Genomic DNA, 16,890 nt, shown 5'->3' on the forward strand with positions numbered 1-16,890 from the left:
TGGCTGGCGGGGGCCGCCGAAGGTCCGGGCAGTCAATCATCAGAATGATAAAAGGAGTTCTGTATGGCGGAACCGAACTTTGCGCCAGGTCTGGAGGGTGTGGCTGCAACCCACTCCAGCATTTCCAACATTGACGGTGTCGCTGGTTTACTGAGTTACCGTGGTTTTGCCATTGCGGATCTTGTGGCACACAGCAGCTTCGAGGAAGTAGCACTTTTGCTGCTGGACGGTGCCCTGCCGAGTGCCGCTGATCTGGGACAATTCGATCACGGGCTGCGCACACACCGCCAAGTCAAATACAATGTCCGGGAAATCATGAAGTTCATGCCCGTGACCGGACACCCCATGGATATGCTGCACTGTGCCGTAGCCAGTCTGGGCATGTTCTACCCGCAGCAGGAACTCTCTGATGCCGAGCGTGAAAATACGCCTCATCTGGATGCCATGGCGATGCGGATTATTGCCCGTATGCCCACCATCGTTGCCATGTGGGAGCAAATGCGTTTTGGCAACGACCCCATTGCACCACGTCCTGACCTTGGTCACGCGGCTAACTTTCTGTATATGTTGTCGGGTCGTGACCCGGATTCGGCCCTCGCCAAAATCCTTGACTCCTGCCTGATTCTGCACGCCGAGCACACCATCAATGCCAGTACCTTCTCGGTGCTGGTGACCGGTTCTACCCTGACCAATCCCTACCATGTTATCGGTGGGGCCGTTGGCACTCTGGCCGGCCCCCTGCACGGCGGCGCCAATCAGAAGGTAGTGGAAATGCTGGAAGAAATCGGTTCTGCCCAACGGGTGGGTGCCTACCTCGATGCGAAAATGGCTAACAAGGAGAAGATCTGGGGTTTTGGGCATCGTGTCTATAAGACCCGCGATCCGCGCGCTGCGATTCTCAAGGAGATGATGGAAGATCTGGCCAGCCACCGTCATTTGCGCCACAGTCGTCTTTTTGAAATCGCCATGGAGGTGGAGCGCCAGGCTACGGAGCGACTCGGTCCCAAGGGCATACATGCCAACGTGGATTTCTATTCGGGTGTGCTGTATCACGAGATGGGCATCAAAGCGGACCTTTTTACGCCTATTTTTGCGATGGCGCGTTCTGCGGGTTGGCTGGCTCATTGGCGGGAGCAACTGGCGAACAACCGGATTTTCCGGCCTACACAGGTGTATACAGGGGAACAAGGTAAAAGCTATGTTCCTATTGCGCAACGACTTTAGGAAAAATGTATGACAGAAGTTTTGCGGGATATCCCTTTCCTGGCCACGGATCGGGTGGAGGCGTTGCTGGATATCGAGCGCCACCTGATCGCCGAGCAATCCACGATTGAGCGCTGGTTTCGGGGGCAATGGCAGCGGACGCCGCCGCCTTTCTACGCCTCTGTGGACTTGCGCAACGCCGGTTTCAAGCTGGCACCCGTGGACACCAATCTGTTTTCGGCGGGATTTAATAACCTCAATCCGGAGTTTTCGTCGCTCTATGTGGCGGCGATCCAGCATTTTCTCAATCAGTATTACCCAGGTCTGGAGCGGGTGCTGCTGATCCCGGAAAATCACACCCGTAATCTCTTTTATCTGGAGAATGTGGCACGGCTGCGCGAGTTGCTGGAACTCTCTGGTCTCGAAGTGCGGGTGGGTTCGCTGATTCTGGAAGAGCGCACGACCCATGATCTGCCTTCGGGCAACCAACTGCTCCTGGAACCGCTGCGACGAGAGGGGGGACGGATTTCGACCGCCGGTTTCGATGCACAGTTGGTTTTGCTGAATAATGACCTGTCAGGTGGTGTTCCAGAAATGCTGCAGCACCTTGAGCAGCCTATTTTACCGCCCCTTGCCGCGGGCTGGCGCAATAGGCGCAAGTCTCAGCATTTTGCTCACTATCGCTCTGCAGCACAGGAGCTGGCGGAGGTGATCGATATCGATCCCTGGCTGATTGATCCTGTTTTTCGTCGCTGTCAGGGCATTGATTTTATGCGTTCCGAAGGCCGCGAATGTTTGGTTGCTAATGTAGACGCAGTGCTGGCGATTACCCGCGAGCGTTACGGCCACTATGGTATTCGTCAGCGCCCTTTTGTCATCGTGAAAGCAGACGCTGGTACCTATGGTATGGGAATCATGACCGCCTATTCGGGTGAGGAGTTTCTGGATCTCAATCGCAAGGAGCGGACCCGCATGGCCAAGAGTAAAGAGGGCCTGCCAGTGAGTGATGTTTTTATTCAGGAAGGCGTGTATACCTTTGAGCAAACTGCCCAGGAGGCGGTGGCGGAGCCTGTGGTGTATATGGTCGGTCAGCAGGTGCTGGGTGGCTTCTACCGGGTGCATACCGAGCGCGGGCGCGATGAGAACCTCAATGCCCCTGGAGCGCATTTTGAGCCCATGGCCTTTGGCCAGACCTGTGTGGTTCCTTGCCGGAAATCACCGCCCGATGCACCGGTGAACCGCTATTACGCCTATGGCGTCATCGCGCGCCTGGCGCTGGTGGCCGCAGCGCGGGAGATGGCGGACTGGCAGATGCAAGATGTGCAGGAGACCGGCCAATGAGCGCGCTCCAGGCCGCCATACTTATGGACTCCATCGCCGGGATCAAACCGGCTAAAGATACGACCTTCGCCATGCTGCTGGCGGCTCAGGCACGCGGGCACCAATGCCGGGTGTTTACCCTGTCTGACCTGTTTCTGCGGGATGGGCGTTCCTGGGGGCGATTACGTACCGTCGTCGTGCGCGATGACGTGGGAGATTACTACACGCTGGGTGAGACAGAAGAACGTCCCCTCGCCGACATGGATGTGGTCCTCATGCGTAAGGACCCGCCCGTGGGTCTGGAATATCTTACGGCCTGCTACCTGCTGGAGCACGCAGGTACCTGGGTGGTCAACGATCCGATCAGTCTGCGCAATGCCAATGAAAAGCTCTATGCCCTGCATTTCCCCGAGTTTCTGCCGCCCTTGCTGGTGAGTCGCGATCTCGGGGATTTACGGGCCTTTCTCGCTGAACACGGCGAAATTGTCGTCAAACCGCTATCGGCGCGTGGTGGCGAAGGGGTGTTCTATCTGCACCTGCAGGACCGCAACGTCGGCAGTATTTTGGAGACGGTGACGGGCTGGGGCGAGCATTATGTGATGGCGCAGCGCTACCTCCCCGAGATCCGCGAGGGCGATAAACGGATTCTCCTGGTGGATGGCGTTCCGCTGCCGGGTGCCTTGCTGCGGGTGCCTTCGGCCACGGATTTTCGCGGTAATCTGGTGGCGGGCGCAACCGGGGTGCCAGCGGAGCTTAATGCCCGCGATCGGGATATCTGCGCGGCGATAGGCCCGGCCTTGCGTGCCGCGGGTCTGCTTTTTGTCGGTCTGGATGTGATCGGCGGGTATGTGACGGAGATCAATGTGACCAGTCCAACCGGGGCGAGGGAGATCAGGCGATTCTTCGGGGTCGACGCGGCGGATCTGCTCTGGCAGCGTCTCGAGCGGGGGCGGTGATGCACCAGGTCAACGTGACCGGTCATGGGCACCTGCCGTTTTTGGGCTAAAACACGTATCATAGGACTTATGACCTTTTCTTCCCTCAAAAACCATCTGCTCATTGCCATGCCCGCGCTGCACGACGGCGTTTTCGACCGCACCGTGATTGTGGTTTGCGAGCACAATGCCGAAGGCGCCATGGGCGTGGTTATCAACCGGCTGGTGGACATCAATATGTCCGATGCCCTGCGGGCGGTAGACATCCAGCCCTCTGAAGAAATGATCCATCGCCCAGTGTATTGGGGTGGACCGATCCAGCCTCAGCATGGATTTATTCTGCATTCGCCGCGGGGCGAATGGCTTTCCAGTCTGGAGGTCAATGACGATCTGGCGCTGACCAGTTCGCCGGATATTCTGCAGGCCATTGCCCAGCACGAAGAGCCGCAGCGTTATCTGCTGACCTTGGGCTATGCTGGCTGGGGCGCGCAGCAGTTGGAAGCGGAGCTGCAGGACAACGCCTGGTTACACGGCCCCTTGGATATGGCGGTGATTTTCGATCTGCCCGCCAGTGAGCGTTGGCAGGCCGCGGCGCGCTTGCTGGGGGTGGACATGCGCCTGCTCAGCGGTGCGGCGGGTCATGCCTGAGCGGAGCGGGCCGCTGCTCGGGATAGACTTCGGTGAACGCCGGATCGGGATTGCAGTTTTGGGGGAGTCGGGGTTGGCCCCGCAAGGGGTCGCCACCCTGCGCAATGGCGAGAGTGGCCCGGATTGGGATGGCTTTGCACGTATTCTCAAAGAATGGCGACCTCGCGCGCTGGTGCTGGGGCTGCCCCTGCACATGGATGGCAGCGAGGGGTTCATGGTGGGCCGGGTACGCAAATTCGCGGAAAGTTTGCAGAGCCGCTTTTCCCTGCCTATCCATTGGGTGGATGAGCGCCTGAGCAGCCACGCCGCCGAGCTAGTTCTGAAAGATCGCACTTTTTCTGAAAAAAAACGGAGCCGCTTGCTGGATCAGGCTGCTGCCTGCGAGATTCTGTGGACCTTTCATAACGCTGGAGGAGACGCATGACGACCGACTGGGATGTGAGCGCACTGTTGGAGGTTATGGCGCGTGATCTGCGCCCCCGCATTGATCCGGAGCAGGCGGCGATGATCGGTATTTTTACCGGCGGCGTCTGGCTGGCGCGTACCCTGCATGCCGCACTTGGTTTGCAACAACCCCTGGGGCAAGTGGATATCTCTTTTTATCGCGACGACTTCAGCCAGATCGGCCTGCATCCGCAGGTGCGCGCCTCGGATATCCCCTTCGACGTAGATGGCCGCGATATCATTTTGGTGGACGATGTCCTCTACACTGGCCGCACCGTGCGCGCCGCTATGAATGAAATTTTCGACTATGGGCGACCGGCCCGCATCCTTTTGGCAGTACTGGTAGATCGCGGCGGGCACGAGCTGCCAGTGGCCGCCGATGTCGCGGCGCTACGCCTGAATGCCACAGCCGGCGAGCACATCAAACTGCGTGGCCCCGACCCCTTGCGTCTGGAAATGGAGCAGCGGAGGCCGCAGCCATGAGCGCAGCCACCTTTCGTTTTGGCGAAGGAAATCCGCAATACGACGTCCAGGGTCGTCTGCGTCATCTGCTCAGTACCGAAGGGCTCCGGGAGCGCGAATTACTGCAGATTCTCGATACGGCGGAGTCTTTCCTCAGTATTGCCCACCGCAGTGTCAAAAAGACCCCCACCTTGCGTGGCCGCACCATCGTCAATCTCTTTTTTGAGAACAGCACGCGGACCCGCAGCACCTTTGAACTGGCCGCCAAGCGCCTCTCGGCGGATGTGCTGAATATCGCCGTCAGCACCAGTAGTGCCAGCAAGGGCGAATCTCTCATGGATACGGTCAATAATCTGATGGCCATGCAGGTGGATGGTTTTGTCATCCGCCATCCTGAGGCGGGAGCCGCTCATCTGGTCGCGCGCCATCTCGGCGACTCGGCGCTGGTAGTGAATGCCGGTGACGGTCAGCACGCCCATCCCACCCAGGCCCTGCTGGATGTGTTCACCATCCGCCGTCTGGCGGGGCCGATTGAAGACCGGGTGGTGGCCATTGTCGGTGATCTGCTCCATTCGCGGGTGGCGCGCTCGCAGATTCATGCCTTGTCCATTCTCGGCTGCCCGGAAATTCGCGTCATCGGCCCGCGTACCCTGGTGCCCGAAGAACTCTCGGCGCTGGGGGTGCATGTCTACCACGATCTGCAGGCCGGTTTGCGCGGGGTGGATGTGATTTGCGCCCTGCGCCTGCAACGGGAGCGCATGGAGTCGCACCGTCTGCCCAGTCTCGATGAATTTCATCGCCGCTTCGGGCTGACCCCGGAGCGCTTGCAGTGGGCAGAACCCGGCGCGCTGGTGCTGCATCCGGGGCCCATGAACCGCGGGGTGGAAATCGCCTCGGAGGTGGCCGATGGTGCTCAGTCAGTGATTCTCCAACAGGTAGCCCATGGTCTGGCGGTGCGGATGGCGGTGCTCACCATCCTCGCTGGCGCGGCGGGCGGGGAGTGAGGACCATGCACAGAATCATACGCAATATTCGGGTCATGGACCCCGGCGATGGCTTTGACACGGTCACCGATCTGGCCATAGCCGACGGCCGGATTGTCGCGCGGGGACCCCTGCCTCCTGACTTTGCTGCAGAAGAGGTGCTGGATGGCAGTGGCTTGATCGCCTGCCCCGGTTTCGTCGAAACCTCTTTTCAGGCGCACACGCCCGGTCACGGCCGGGATGGTGATCTCGCCAGTGAATTATGCGCGGCGGTGGCCGGTGGCGTGACTCAGGTTTTGCTGCGGCCGGATACCCAACCCATGGCGGATACCCCGGCCGTTTTACAGGAGCAGCGTGTCCTGGCGGATCGTCTGGCCTTGGCCAAGGTGCATCTGTCCGGTGCCCTTACCACCCAGCTTCAGGGTGCGGCGCTGACCGAGATGGCGAGTTTGGCAGAGGCCGGCGCCATTGCCTTTGGTCAGGCCAAAGAGCCCGTACCCAGTGCGGCCTTGTTGCGGCTGGCGCTGAGCTATGCGGCGGATTTGGGTTTGCCCGTATTACTCCATGGCGAAGAGCCAGAGTTGGCGGCCCATGGGGTGATGCATGAAGGCCGTCTGAGCGTCCGCTTAGGCCTGACCGGACGCCCGGCGGCAGCGGAGCAGATCGGTGTGCAGCGGGATATCGCCATTGCCGCGCTCAGCGACTGCCCCATCCATTTTCCGCATTTGAGTACCGCCGCGGCGGTGGCCGAGGTTGCAGCGGCCCGGCAGCGTGGTGAACCGGTGACTTGTGGGGTGAGTATCCATCACCTGTTGCTCACCGAGCAGGAGGTTGGATTTTTCAACCTCCATGCCAAGATTCTGCCGCCCTTGCGCTCCACTGCAGAGCGCGATGCCCTGCGCCATGCGCTGGCTACCGGCGTTATAACGGCCATCAGTAGTGATCACAGCCCCTGGGGCGTGGACCGCGAAGGCATGACCTTTTCCCAGGCGCCATTCGGCATCGCTGCCGTGGAATGGCTCCTGCCCCTGGCGCTGCGGCTGGTGGATGAAGGGGTGGTGGATTTGATGACGGTGCTGAGCCTGCTGAGTGTCGGCCCGGTCCAGGCCCTTGGTTTGCCGACGCCATCCCTGGCGGTCGGCGCCGCCGCTGACCTCTGTATCTTCGATCCGGAGTCCTATTTCACCGTGGAGCCAGCGCGGCAGTGGAGCCGGGGCCGGAATCTTCCCTACGGGCAGTGGGAGTTGCGCGGGCAGGTGCGCTATACGCTGGTGGAGGGACGAGTGGTTTTCCGGGGGTGAGGGTAACGCTCACTGAAGCAAATCAATACTCATGTGATCTCCAGGTGTTATTATGGCTCATTGCGTGTCCGTCATATCTTCGGTTTGTCCTCATCCCTACTTCTGAAACTCTCCTCAGCAGCATCCATCTCGTCAGCAGCGCTGCGCGAGGACTCTACCGCGTCATCAGCGGTATCTTCATCTGCGGACCTGACTGCGGGTAAACGTGCCGCGAAGAACAGTCCGACTTCAAAGAGCATGTACATAGGAATGAGGAGCATGACCATGGATAATACATCGGGAGGACTAAGTACTGCCGAGGCGATGGCACAGATCAGGAAGGCATAGCGGCGGCTGCGACGCAGTGTAGCCACCTGAAGTACCCCGATGCGTACCAGTACCACAATGAGAATGGGGATTTGGAAGGCCAGGCCGAAGGCGAGCGAGAATTTGACGATGAGCGAGAGATAACTATCGACTTTGGGCATGGCGGTAATATCACCGCCCGAAAAACTCACGAAAAAGTGGAAGGCATTGGGGAATACGATAAAGTAGGCAAACAGCATCCCGCCGATGAACAGGAAAATGGAGGCAAAAATTAGCGGAAAAAAGGCCTTGCGCTCATGCTCATAAAGGCCCGGCGCTATGAAGGCCCAGAATTGGTAGAGTACGACGGGTAATGCCAGAACAAAGCCGGATAGCAAGGAAAGCTGCACATAAGTCAAAAATACTTCGGGTAAACTGGTGTAAATTAAGTGGCTGCCCTTTGGTAGTACATCAATGAGTGGGGCAGCCAGAATATTATAAATCGTTTTGGAGAAGGGATAAGAAACCAAAAAACCGGCGAAAATAGAGATCACTGCAAATAATACGCGGCGGCGCAATTCCAGCAAATGGCCGATAAAAGTGTTCTCCGCCAACTTATCCATGCTTAAAAAATATCCTTAGGCGGTATCGAGGTATGAGTGAATTTGATAATGGGTAAGCGGTAAAATACTTGGTGGAGGCCCAGGCTGTAGTGTGTCGGTATAATAGTGGCGAACTTCTGCCAGCGCATCAGGCGCGCATCAGGCTCGAAATCAATGCACGCGGTCTTCCGGCCCTGGAAGGTCCGCATGTGGTACCGTTGCCGACATAATGTCGAGTTCACCCTGCCTATGCTCTTCTTTCACTTCGGGCTTCTCTCCACCCGTTTTCAGGGTGTCTGACGCGATGATATCGGCAGGCAGCAACTCCTCTTTGGCATAGTCGCGCAGCTTGTTGGCTTCCTGACGCAGATCGTCCAGCAGCAACTGTTGCTCGACTTCAGAGCGCAGGCCGGTCATGGTACGCCGCATGGCGCCGTACCATCTCCCCGCCGTGCGCGCGAGCTCGGGCATTTTCTCTGGCCCGACCACGAGCAGCGCAATAATCCCGAGTAGCGCGAGCTCGCCAAAGCTGAAGTCAAACATAAGCGGTCAGCGGTTAACGGCTTCGTGTTCTTTGCTGGGCTGGACACCGGCATCAATAGTGTGGCCGATGCTTTCCTTCTTTTCTTCCTCCTCCTTGACGGCGGAGCGGAAGCTCTTGATGGCAGAGCCCAGGTCTGAACCCACGTTACGCAGCTTCGCGGTGCCAAACAGCGCAACCACGATTAGTAGAATGATGACCAGATGCCAGATACTAAAAGCGCCCATGACTGCTCTCCTTCCCCCGCAGGGGTTTACACGCTACAACGAATTCTCCAACCATAGGAAAATAAGCCGGTTGCGTCAAGCTTGTGGACGTCGTGTCGCCTTCTCTTCCAGTCCGGAAATCCCCTCACGTCGTGCCAGTTCCCCGAGGACATCACCAATACATAATTCCTGTTCCTCCAAGGCCACCATCAGGTGAAAGAGGAGGTCGGCAGATTCTGCAATAATCTGTTTTTTCTCATGGTTCTTGCAAGCGATGACGAATTCGGTAGCTTCTTCGCCGACCTTTTTTAATATCCGATCCTGGCCCTCATGGAGCAATTGTGCCACGTAGGATTGGCCGGGGTCAGCCGCCCGCCGGCTGTGCAACGTGGCCTGTAAACTATCAAGGATACTGCCGGGGGGTGGGGCCTGATTCTGCCAACCCCGCTCGTCGGGTTGGCCGAGGAAGAAGCAGGTTTGCTCCCCGGTGTGGCAGGCCGGACCTTCCTGAATGACACGCAGGAGAACGGTGTCGCCGTCGCAGTCGAGACGCAGATCCACTAGATGTTGAATATGACCAGAGGTCTCGCCTTTACGCCAGAGGGCCTGTCGGGAGCGCGACCAGTAGGTGCCCATGCCATCGCGGAGCGTCGCCAGCAATGCGTCGGCATTCATCCATGCCAGCATCAGTACCTGGCCGCTGCGGGCATCCTGAGCGACGGCAGGCACCAGGCCATCTGCATTCCAGCGCACGGCGGCTAATATGGCGGCGTGCTGCCCTTTCGGTTCACTCATGATGGTCAGAAACCCCTCGTTGATGTCTGTCTATTCAGTAATACGCAGGTTACGCCATGACAGATGGACTGCGCGCTTTAGCGGGTTCCGCGCACTGGAATCCCCGCGGCAGCCATCTGCGCCTTGACCTCGGAGATACGAAACTGGCCGAAATGGAAGACGCTGGCGGCTAACACCGCATCGGCATGACCCTGCTGGACACCTTCGGCGAAGTGCTGAATTTCTCCGACACCACCCGAGGCAATCACGGGTACTGGCACGGCATCACTGACGGCGCGGGTGAGGGCGAGATCAAAACCGATCCCCGTACCGTCTCGGTCCATGCTGGTGAGCAGGATTTCGCCAGCGCCATATTTGGCCATTTGCTGCGCCCAAGCCACCACATCCAGGCCGGTACTGCGTCGGCCGCCGTGGGTGAAGACTTCCCAGTGGTCGTCCACCCGCTTGGCGTCAATGGCGACGACGATGCAGGAGTTGCCGAAACGTTGGGCGGCGGCGCGCACCAGTTCCGGTTCATGCACGGCAGCGCTGTTGATGCTGACCTTGTCGGCACCGGCGAGGAGCAGGGTGCGGATATCTTCGACACAACGTACCCCGCCGCCTACCGTCAGGGGAATGAAGACCTGGGCCGCTACGGCAGACACCATATCGGCAAGGGTACCGCGTTCTTCATAACTAGCGGAGATGTCGAGAAAGGTAATTTCGTCGGCACCCTCATCGTTGTAGCGTTTGGCCGCTTCTACCGGATCGCCAGCATCGCGCAGGGCCACAAACTGGACGCCTTTCACCACACGACCGTGGTCGATATCCAGGCAGGGTATGATTCGCTTGGCGAGCATTTGCTTAGGCCTCGGCCTGGGCGCGGGCCTGGGTAAAGTCCAGGGTCCCTTCATAAATGGCGCGGCCGGTAATGGCGCCGGTGACGCCGTCGCCCTCGTAGGCCTTGAGCGCCAGCACCTGCTCCAGATTGGCGATGCCGCCCGAGGCGATGACTGGTACTGGCACGGCCTGAGCCAGTGCGACTGTCGCCGGAATATTAGGGCCGCTGAGCATGCCATCGCGGCTGATATCGGTGTAGATGATGGCTTCAATGCCGTCGGCGGCGAAGTGCCGGGCGAGGTCAATAGGATCGTGGCGGGAAAGTTTGGACCAGCCTTCAGTGGCGACTTTGCCGTCGCGGGCATCAATGCCCACCATGATGTGGCCGGGGAAACTCACTGCGGCATCGGCGACGAAGCCGGGGGATTTAACTGCCTGGGTGCCGATGATCACATAACGAACGCCTGCCTGGATGTAGGTTTCAATCTGCTCTTCGCTGCGGATGCCGCCGCCGACCTGGATTTCGAGGTCAGGGAAGCGCGCGCAGATGGCGGCAATGGCCTGTGCATTTACTGGTTCTCCCTGCACGGCACCGTCGAGATCGACGATGTGCAGGCGTTTGGCGCCTGCTTCCACCCAGCGTTGCGCGGTGGCGACCGGATTATCCGAGAAAACCGTGTTGTCTTCCATCCGGCCCTGCCGTAAGCGCACACAGTTCCCGCCCTTGAGGTCGATGGCTGGAATCAACAGCATGACAACTTCCTCCCCACAAAGTTATTCCAGAAAACAGATTCAAATTGCACCGTTGGCTCCGCAATCGCCATCCCAGCCGAGAAAATTCCCGAGCAGGCGCAAGCCTGCCGTGCCGCTCTTTTCCGGGTGGCATTGCAGGGCGAACAGGTTGTCCGCTGCCACCGCCGCACAGAATGGAAAGGCGTAATCGCTGGAGGCCGCGAGTATCTCGGGGGCGGATGGTTCCACATAGAAGGAGTGGACGAAGTAAAAGTAGGCATTCTGGGGAACGCCGACAAACAGCGGGTGTTCCACGCGTTGATGCAGCTCGTTCCAGCCCATGTGGGGAATTTTCAAACGCCTGCCATCCGCGGCATGGAGGGCTTCTTCGGGAAAGGGGATAACCCGTCCCGGTAGCAGACTGAGCCCAGCGTGTTCGCCATGCTCCACACTGCTGTCCATGAGCATCTGCATCCCGAGGCAGATGCCGAGAAAAGGCCTGGTCTGCGCGGCAACGCGGACGAAGTCACTGAGCTCACGGGCTTCCAGCGCTGCCATACAGTCGCCGAAGGCGCCGACGCCGGGGAAAATGATGCGGTCCGTGGTAATCAGTTCGCTGGCTTGATCACTGACAATCGCCTTGCCGCCCAGATACTCCACCGCCTTGGCCACCGAGTAAAGGTTGCCCATGCCGTAGTCAACAATACCGACGCGGGTCGTGGCGGCGCTCATCGAGTCAAGGTGCCCTTGGTACTGGGCACGGTGCCCGCCATGCGCGGATCAGGAGCGACAGCCATGCGCAGGGCACGTCCACAGGCCTTGAAGAGGGTTTCGGCGATATGGTGGGCATTGGTGCCACGCAAGGCGTCCAGATGCAGTGTCACCTGTGCGTGGTTGACGAAGCCCTGAAAGAACTCATGAAAGAGATCCACATCAAAGCCGCCGACCTGAGCGCGGGGGAATTCGACCGCGAAGATCAGCCCGGGACGGCCAGAGAGGTCCACCACCACCCGCGAGAGCGCCTCGTCCAGAGGCACATAGGCGTGGCCATAGCGCTGGATGCCAGCCTTGTCCCCTACGGCGAGGGCAAAGGCCTGACCGAGGGTGATGCCGATGTCTTCCACCGTGTGGTGGGCGTCGATATCCAAATCACCCTGAGCCTGAATGTGCATGTCGAAAAGACCATGACGGACGATCTGGTGGATCATGTGGTCAAGGAAGGGTAACCCGGTGTGCAGGTCGGCTTGCCCCGAACCATCGAGATTCAGGGTGACACGGATCTGGGTTTCGAGGGTGCTTCTTTCGACTTCGGCTTGACGCGGATTCACAGTAAAGACTCCAGTACGGCCAGAAAGCGGTCATTTTCGGCCGGTGTGCCGACGCTGACCCGTAGATAGTCGCTGAGACGGGGGTGGCCTGTAAAGGCTTTGATAAGCACCCCCCCTTCACGTAGTCCTGAGAACAGTGCCGCGGCCCGCCCAGGGGCGTGAAAGAGCAGAAAATTAGCGGCGCTGGGCCAGATCGAAAGGCCGCAGGCGCTGATGGTGTTGAAGATCCGTTCCCGCTCGGCGCGCAGAATTTCGGCTTGGGCGTCCAGCACTTCGGTATGACGTAGGTAAAAGGACGCACTGCGCTGGGTGAGCACATTAATGTTGTAAGGCAGGCGCAGCTTATTCAGTTCCTGAATCCACGCGGCAGGCCCCGCCAGCATCCCCAGCCGCAACCCTGCCAGACCCTCCTTGGACAGGGTGCGGAGCAAGAGGAGGTTGGGGGTGCGGCCCAGGCGATCGGCGAAGGTCGTCTGACTGAACGCGTGATAGGCCTCGTCCACCACCACCAGGCCCGGTGCCGCAGCGACAATAGCTTCCAGATCGGTCTCAGGGAAGAGACTGCCACTGGGATTGTTGGGCCAGTCGAGGAAAATGATGGCAGGCCGCTGCGCGGTGATGGCGGTCAGCATGGCCTGGAGGTCCAGATGGAAGTCCGCATCCAGGGGGATGCCCACAAAAGGCAGGCCAAGCTGTTGCGCCAGCAGGCGGTACATGACGAAACTGGGATCCACAGCCATGATGGGGCGCTGGCTACCCGCTACGGCGGTCACCAGAATCTGGATCAGTTCGTCGGAGCCGTTGCCGAGCATGAGCTCCACGCCATTGGGCAGACCGATATGTGCCTTGAGGGCGTCTATGAGGGCGTTGGGGTGCGCGTCGGGGTAGCGATTGAGGGGCGCATCGGCCAAACTCTCCAGCCATTGCTCACGCAAGGCTGGAGGTAAGCCATAGGGGTTCTCCATGGCGTCAAGCTTGATGAGCCCCTCACCGGCTGCCACCGCATAGGCCTTGCTGGCCAGCAATTCCGGGCGGAGCAGGCTCTGCATCAGGATGGTCATAGCGCTGTCGCTCATGCCCCGGCTTTGGGGATACGGCAGGCTGCTGAACGGGCATGGGCGGTCAAACCTTCGCCCAGAGCGAGACGCTCGGCGATCCGCCCCAGTCGGGCGGCACCGGCGGGGCTGCTGTGAATGAGACTGCTCCGCTTGACGAAATCATAGACGCCGAGGGGCGAGGAGAAGCGCGCGCTACCGCCCGTGGGCAGTACATGATTGGGGCCGGCCACATAGTCGCCGAGGGCCTCGCAACTGTGGATGCCCATGAAGATGGCCCCGGCATTGTGGATGTTCGCCAGCCAGTCTTCGGGATTCTGCACGGCTAGCTCCAGATGTTCCGGCGCGATGCGGTTGGCAATGGCGCAGGCCTCGGCATGGTCGCGCACACGAATCACCGCACCCCGGTCTGCCCAGCTCTTGCGGGCGATGGGTGCGCGGTCCAGTACGTTCAGCGCCGCATCAACGGCAGCGACCACCGATTCGATGTGGGCGTCGTCCCAACTGATGAAAATGCTTTGGGCAATCTCATCATGTTCCGCCTGCGAGAGTAGATCCCAGGCCAACCATTCTGCCGGTGCCGAGCCATCGCTGATCACAAGGATTTCGCTGGGGCCGGCAATCATATCGATGCCGACCCGACCGAAGACCATGCGTTTGGCGGTGGCCACATAGATATTGCCAGGGCCGACAATCTTGTCTACTGCCGGGACGCTTTCTGTGCCATAAGCGAGCGCTGCTACCGCTTGTGCACCGCCAATACAGAACACCCGATCCACGCCGGCAATGGCCGCCGCTGCCAGCACCCAAGGATTCACCTGCCGCTGCGGGGTGGGTACGGTCATGATGATTTCCTGCACGCCGGCCACGTGCGCGGGAATGGCATTCATCAGTACGGAGCTGGGATAAGCCGCCTTGCCGCCGGGCACATAAATCCCCACTCGGGACAGGGGCAGGATGCGCTGGCCTAGCATCGTGCCGTCGGCCTCGGTAAACGTCCAGCTTTCACTGCGCTGATGCTCGTGGTAACTGCGGATACGCTGCGCTGCCTCTTCCAAGGCAGCACGTTGGGTGGGCTCCAGGCTATTGAGCGCCGCGTCCCAGTTCTTGCGGGGAATTTCCAAATCAGCGGCAGAGTCTGTCGTCATCCCATCAAAGCGCTCGGTGTACTCGCGTAGCGCCGCATCGCCCCGATCACGGACCGCTGCAACAATCTCCCGCACCCGCACTTCAATCTGTGGGTCCAGATTGGCATCCCAGTCATGCAGCGCGTGAAACTGGCGGGCAAAATCGGGGTCGCTGGTATCCAGACGGTTCATGACGTGACTTGCGCCTCCAGTTGGTTAATGAGGGTTTCGATGGCGCGGCGCTTGAGTTTCATGGCCGCGCGGTTGACCACCAGACGGCTGGAAATGGGCATGATTTCTTCCACTTCCACCAGCCCGTTTTCCTTGAGCGTACGTCCGCTGGACACCAGGTCCACGATACGATCCGCCAATCCGACCAATGGCGCCAGTTCCATGCTACCGTAAAGCTTGATGATTTCCGTCTGTACGCCGCGGGCATGGAAATAATTGCGGGTGATGTGCGGATATTTGGTCGCAATACGCACCCGTTCCCAGCTTTGCGGTGCGTCATAGGCTGCCAGCGCGGCAGGTTCGGCCACTGCCATGTGGCAGATGCCGATACGCAGGTCCAGGGGCTCGTAAAGGTCCAGGCCCTCCTGCTCCAACAGCACATCTTTACCGGCAATGCCCAGATCGGCAGCGCCCCAGGTCACATAGGTGGGCACATCGCTGGCGCGAATCACCAGAAAGCGCACGGCGGGATCGGTACTGGGGATGATCAGCTTGCGGGATTCTTCCGGGTCCTCCGCCAGATGAATGCCAGCGCCTGCAAAGAGGGGAATGGCCTCTTGCAGAATCCGTCCCTTGGACAGTGCGATGGTGATAGCTGCACTCATGCGACGCTCCTGCTGTTACTGATCCGGCGGATATCCGCGCCTAAGGCGCTGAGTTTCTCTTCGATGACCTCATAGCCGCGATCCAGATGATAGATGCGGTCGATGAGGGTTTCGCCCTCTGCCACCAATCCAGCCAGGACTAGCGAAGCCGACGCCCGCAGATCGGTTGCCATCACCGGCGCGCCCCGCAGGCGAGGTACCCCGCGCACTACGGCGGTCTTCCCATCGGCATTGATGTCGGCACCCAGTCTCTGCAATTCAGAGACGTGCATGAAGCGATTCTCGAAGATGGTTTCGGTGACGACGCTGCTCCCCGTAGCGATACAATTCATCGCCATGAATTGCGCCTGCATGTCCGTGGGGAAGGCCGGATAAGGTGCTGTCCGTACATCCACTGCTTGCGGCCGTCGTGTCATGCGGATGCGGATCGTATCCGCCTCGGCGGTTATTTCGGCCCCCGCTTCCCGTAGCTTGAGGATGACGCTCTCCAGCAGGCCCGCATCGGTGCGTTTCAGGCAAATATCACCGCCCGCCATAGCCGTGGCCACCAGATAGGTTCCTGTCTCAATGCGGTCAGGCACAACGCTGTGCTCGGCGCCATGCAGTTCAGCTACACCCTCAATTTCAATGACAGAAGTCCCCGCTCCAGAGATGCGCGCACCCATGGCTGACAGGCAACGGGCGAGATCGACAATTTCCGGCTCGCGGGCAGCGTTTTCGAGGATGGTGCAGCCCTCGGCGAGGGTGGCTGCCATGAGCAGGTTTTCCGTACCGGTGACAGAGACTATCTCCATAACGATGCGGGTGCCGCGCAGGCGGGATGCCTGTGCTTTAACGAAACCGTCCTCTACAGTGATTTCTGCACCCAAAGCCTGTAGGCCGCTGAGATGGACACTCACCGGACGACTGCCGATGGCGCAGCCACCAGGAAGGCTCACTTCTGCCGAGCCGTGTCGGGCCAGCAGTGGCCCGAGTACCAGTATCGAGGCACGCATGGTCTTCACGAGTTCGTAAGGGGCGACCACAGAGTGCACCGGGCGCGGATCGACTTCAATCCCGAGCTGGCCGTCTACCAGTACCCTTGCGCCGAGTGTGCTCAACAATTCCAGGGTTGTGGTGATGTCACGCAGGTGCGGAATATTGCGCAGTCGCACCGGCTCGCGCGCCAGCAGGATGGCGGCGAGACAAGGCAAGGCCGCGTTTTTGGCCCCGGAAATCCGCAGCTCACCACGCAGGGGGCCATTACCACGCAGCAGCAGTTTATCCAT

General features: G+C 59.7%; 20 protein-coding genes. 8 read left to right on the forward strand and 12 right to left on the reverse strand.

Annotated elements, in window-relative coordinates; translation table 11 throughout:
* Positions 1-63: 63 nt before the first annotated feature.
* The 8 genes from M0P56_RS10040 (at position 64) to M0P56_RS10075 (ending at position 7,296) form a co-directional block, all read left to right on the forward strand.
* Positions 64-1,224, forward strand: a complete 1,161-nt coding sequence (locus tag M0P56_RS10040) for a citrate synthase (RefSeq protein ID WP_291509890.1) — start codon at positions 64-66, stop codon at positions 1,222-1,224.
* 9 nt (positions 1,225-1,233) lie between these two features.
* Positions 1,234-2,544 (forward strand): glutamate--cysteine ligase, encoded by a 1,311-nt coding sequence (gene gshA, locus M0P56_RS10045; protein ID WP_291509891.1) that lies wholly within the window; start codon positions 1,234-1,236, stop codon positions 2,542-2,544.
* Entirely contained in the window at positions 2,541-3,479 is a 939-nt protein-coding gene (gshB, locus tag M0P56_RS10050) for a glutathione synthase (protein WP_291509892.1), read from the forward strand. The genes gshA and gshB overlap by 4 nt, the downstream gene beginning before the upstream one ends.
* Before the next feature lie 69 nt (positions 3,480-3,548).
* Positions 3,549-4,106 carry a YqgE/AlgH family protein gene (locus M0P56_RS10055; protein WP_291509893.1) on the forward strand — a complete coding sequence of 186 codons (558 nt, stop codon included), beginning with the start codon at positions 3,549-3,551 and terminating at the stop codon, positions 4,104-4,106.
* The gene (gene ruvX, locus M0P56_RS10060; RefSeq protein WP_291509894.1) at positions 4,099-4,530 is read left to right on the forward strand and encodes a Holliday junction resolvase RuvX; all 432 of its coding nucleotides are present in this window, start codon (positions 4,099-4,101) and stop codon (positions 4,528-4,530) included. Before M0P56_RS10055 ends, ruvX begins: the two co-directional genes overlap by 8 nt.
* Positions 4,527-5,033, forward strand: a complete 507-nt coding sequence (gene pyrR, locus M0P56_RS10065; RefSeq protein ID WP_291509895.1) for a bifunctional pyr operon transcriptional regulator/uracil phosphoribosyltransferase PyrR — start codon at positions 4,527-4,529, stop codon at positions 5,031-5,033. Before ruvX ends, pyrR begins: the two co-directional genes overlap by 4 nt.
* The gene (locus M0P56_RS10070) at positions 5,030-6,016 is read left to right on the forward strand and encodes an aspartate carbamoyltransferase catalytic subunit (RefSeq protein ID WP_291509896.1); all 987 of its coding nucleotides are present in this window, start codon (positions 5,030-5,032) and stop codon (positions 6,014-6,016) included. The genes pyrR and M0P56_RS10070 overlap by 4 nt, the downstream gene beginning before the upstream one ends.
* 5 nt (positions 6,017-6,021) lie before the next feature.
* Entirely contained in the window at positions 6,022-7,296 is a 1,275-nt protein-coding gene (locus tag M0P56_RS10075; RefSeq protein ID WP_291509897.1) for a dihydroorotase family protein, read from the forward strand.
* 71 nt (positions 7,297-7,367) lie between these two features.
* Here M0P56_RS10075 and tatC read toward each other — a convergent pair whose 3' ends face one another.
* The 12 genes from tatC to murA all read right to left on the reverse strand — a co-directional run bounded on the left by tatC (position 7,368) and on the right by murA (position 16,890).
* On the reverse strand, positions 7,368-8,204 hold the full coding sequence (tatC, locus tag M0P56_RS10080) for a twin-arginine translocase subunit TatC (protein WP_291509898.1): 837 nt from the start codon (positions 8,202-8,204) through the stop codon (positions 7,368-7,370).
* Positions 8,205-8,354: 150 nt separating this feature from the next.
* Positions 8,355-8,726 carry a Sec-independent protein translocase protein TatB gene (gene tatB / locus M0P56_RS10085; RefSeq protein WP_291509899.1) on the reverse strand — a complete coding sequence of 124 codons (372 nt, stop codon included), beginning with the start codon at positions 8,724-8,726 and terminating at the stop codon, positions 8,355-8,357.
* A 6-nt stretch (positions 8,727-8,732) separates the two neighbouring features.
* Positions 8,733-8,951: a Sec-independent protein translocase subunit TatA gene (tatA, locus tag M0P56_RS10090; RefSeq protein ID WP_291509900.1), complete on the reverse strand. Its 219-nt coding sequence runs from the start codon at positions 8,949-8,951 to the stop codon at positions 8,733-8,735.
* Between the two features lie 75 nt (positions 8,952-9,026).
* Positions 9,027-9,725, reverse strand: coding sequence for a bifunctional phosphoribosyl-AMP cyclohydrolase/phosphoribosyl-ATP diphosphatase HisIE (gene hisIE, locus M0P56_RS10095; RefSeq protein WP_291509901.1), 699 nt, complete (start codon positions 9,723-9,725; stop codon positions 9,027-9,029).
* A gap of 77 nt (positions 9,726-9,802) precedes the next feature.
* Complete coding sequence (hisF, locus tag M0P56_RS10100) at positions 9,803-10,564, reverse strand: imidazole glycerol phosphate synthase subunit HisF (protein WP_291509902.1); 762 nt, start codon at positions 10,562-10,564, stop codon at positions 9,803-9,805.
* A gap of 4 nt (positions 10,565-10,568) precedes the next feature.
* Complete coding sequence (gene hisA / locus M0P56_RS10105) at positions 10,569-11,297, reverse strand: 1-(5-phosphoribosyl)-5-[(5-phosphoribosylamino)methylideneamino]imidazole-4-carboxamide isomerase (protein WP_291509903.1); 729 nt, start codon at positions 11,295-11,297, stop codon at positions 10,569-10,571.
* Between the two features lie 39 nt (positions 11,298-11,336).
* Complete coding sequence (gene hisH, locus M0P56_RS10110; RefSeq protein ID WP_291509904.1) at positions 11,337-12,008, reverse strand: imidazole glycerol phosphate synthase subunit HisH; 672 nt, start codon at positions 12,006-12,008, stop codon at positions 11,337-11,339.
* Positions 12,005-12,604, reverse strand: a complete 600-nt coding sequence (gene hisB, locus M0P56_RS10115) for an imidazoleglycerol-phosphate dehydratase HisB (protein ID WP_291509905.1) — start codon at positions 12,602-12,604, stop codon at positions 12,005-12,007. The genes hisH and hisB overlap by 4 nt, the downstream gene beginning before the upstream one ends.
* The gene (gene hisC / locus M0P56_RS10120) at positions 12,601-13,680 is read right to left on the reverse strand and encodes a histidinol-phosphate transaminase (protein ID WP_291509906.1); all 1,080 of its coding nucleotides are present in this window, start codon (positions 13,678-13,680) and stop codon (positions 12,601-12,603) included. The genes hisB and hisC overlap by 4 nt, the downstream gene beginning before the upstream one ends.
* The gene (gene hisD / locus M0P56_RS10125; protein WP_291509907.1) at positions 13,677-14,978 is read right to left on the reverse strand and encodes a histidinol dehydrogenase; all 1,302 of its coding nucleotides are present in this window, start codon (positions 14,976-14,978) and stop codon (positions 13,677-13,679) included. Before hisD ends, hisC begins: the two co-directional genes overlap by 4 nt.
* Complete coding sequence (gene hisG / locus M0P56_RS10130) at positions 14,975-15,622, reverse strand: ATP phosphoribosyltransferase (RefSeq protein WP_291509908.1); 648 nt, start codon at positions 15,620-15,622, stop codon at positions 14,975-14,977. Before hisG ends, hisD begins: the two co-directional genes overlap by 4 nt.
* Positions 15,619-16,890, reverse strand: coding sequence for a UDP-N-acetylglucosamine 1-carboxyvinyltransferase (gene murA / locus M0P56_RS10135; RefSeq protein WP_291509909.1), 1,272 nt, complete (start codon positions 16,888-16,890; stop codon positions 15,619-15,621). The genes hisG and murA overlap by 4 nt, the downstream gene beginning before the upstream one ends.

This window comes from Acidithiobacillus sp. (genome assembly GCF_023229925.1).
Classification (GTDB): Bacteria; Pseudomonadota; Gammaproteobacteria; order Acidithiobacillales; family Acidithiobacillaceae; genus Acidithiobacillus.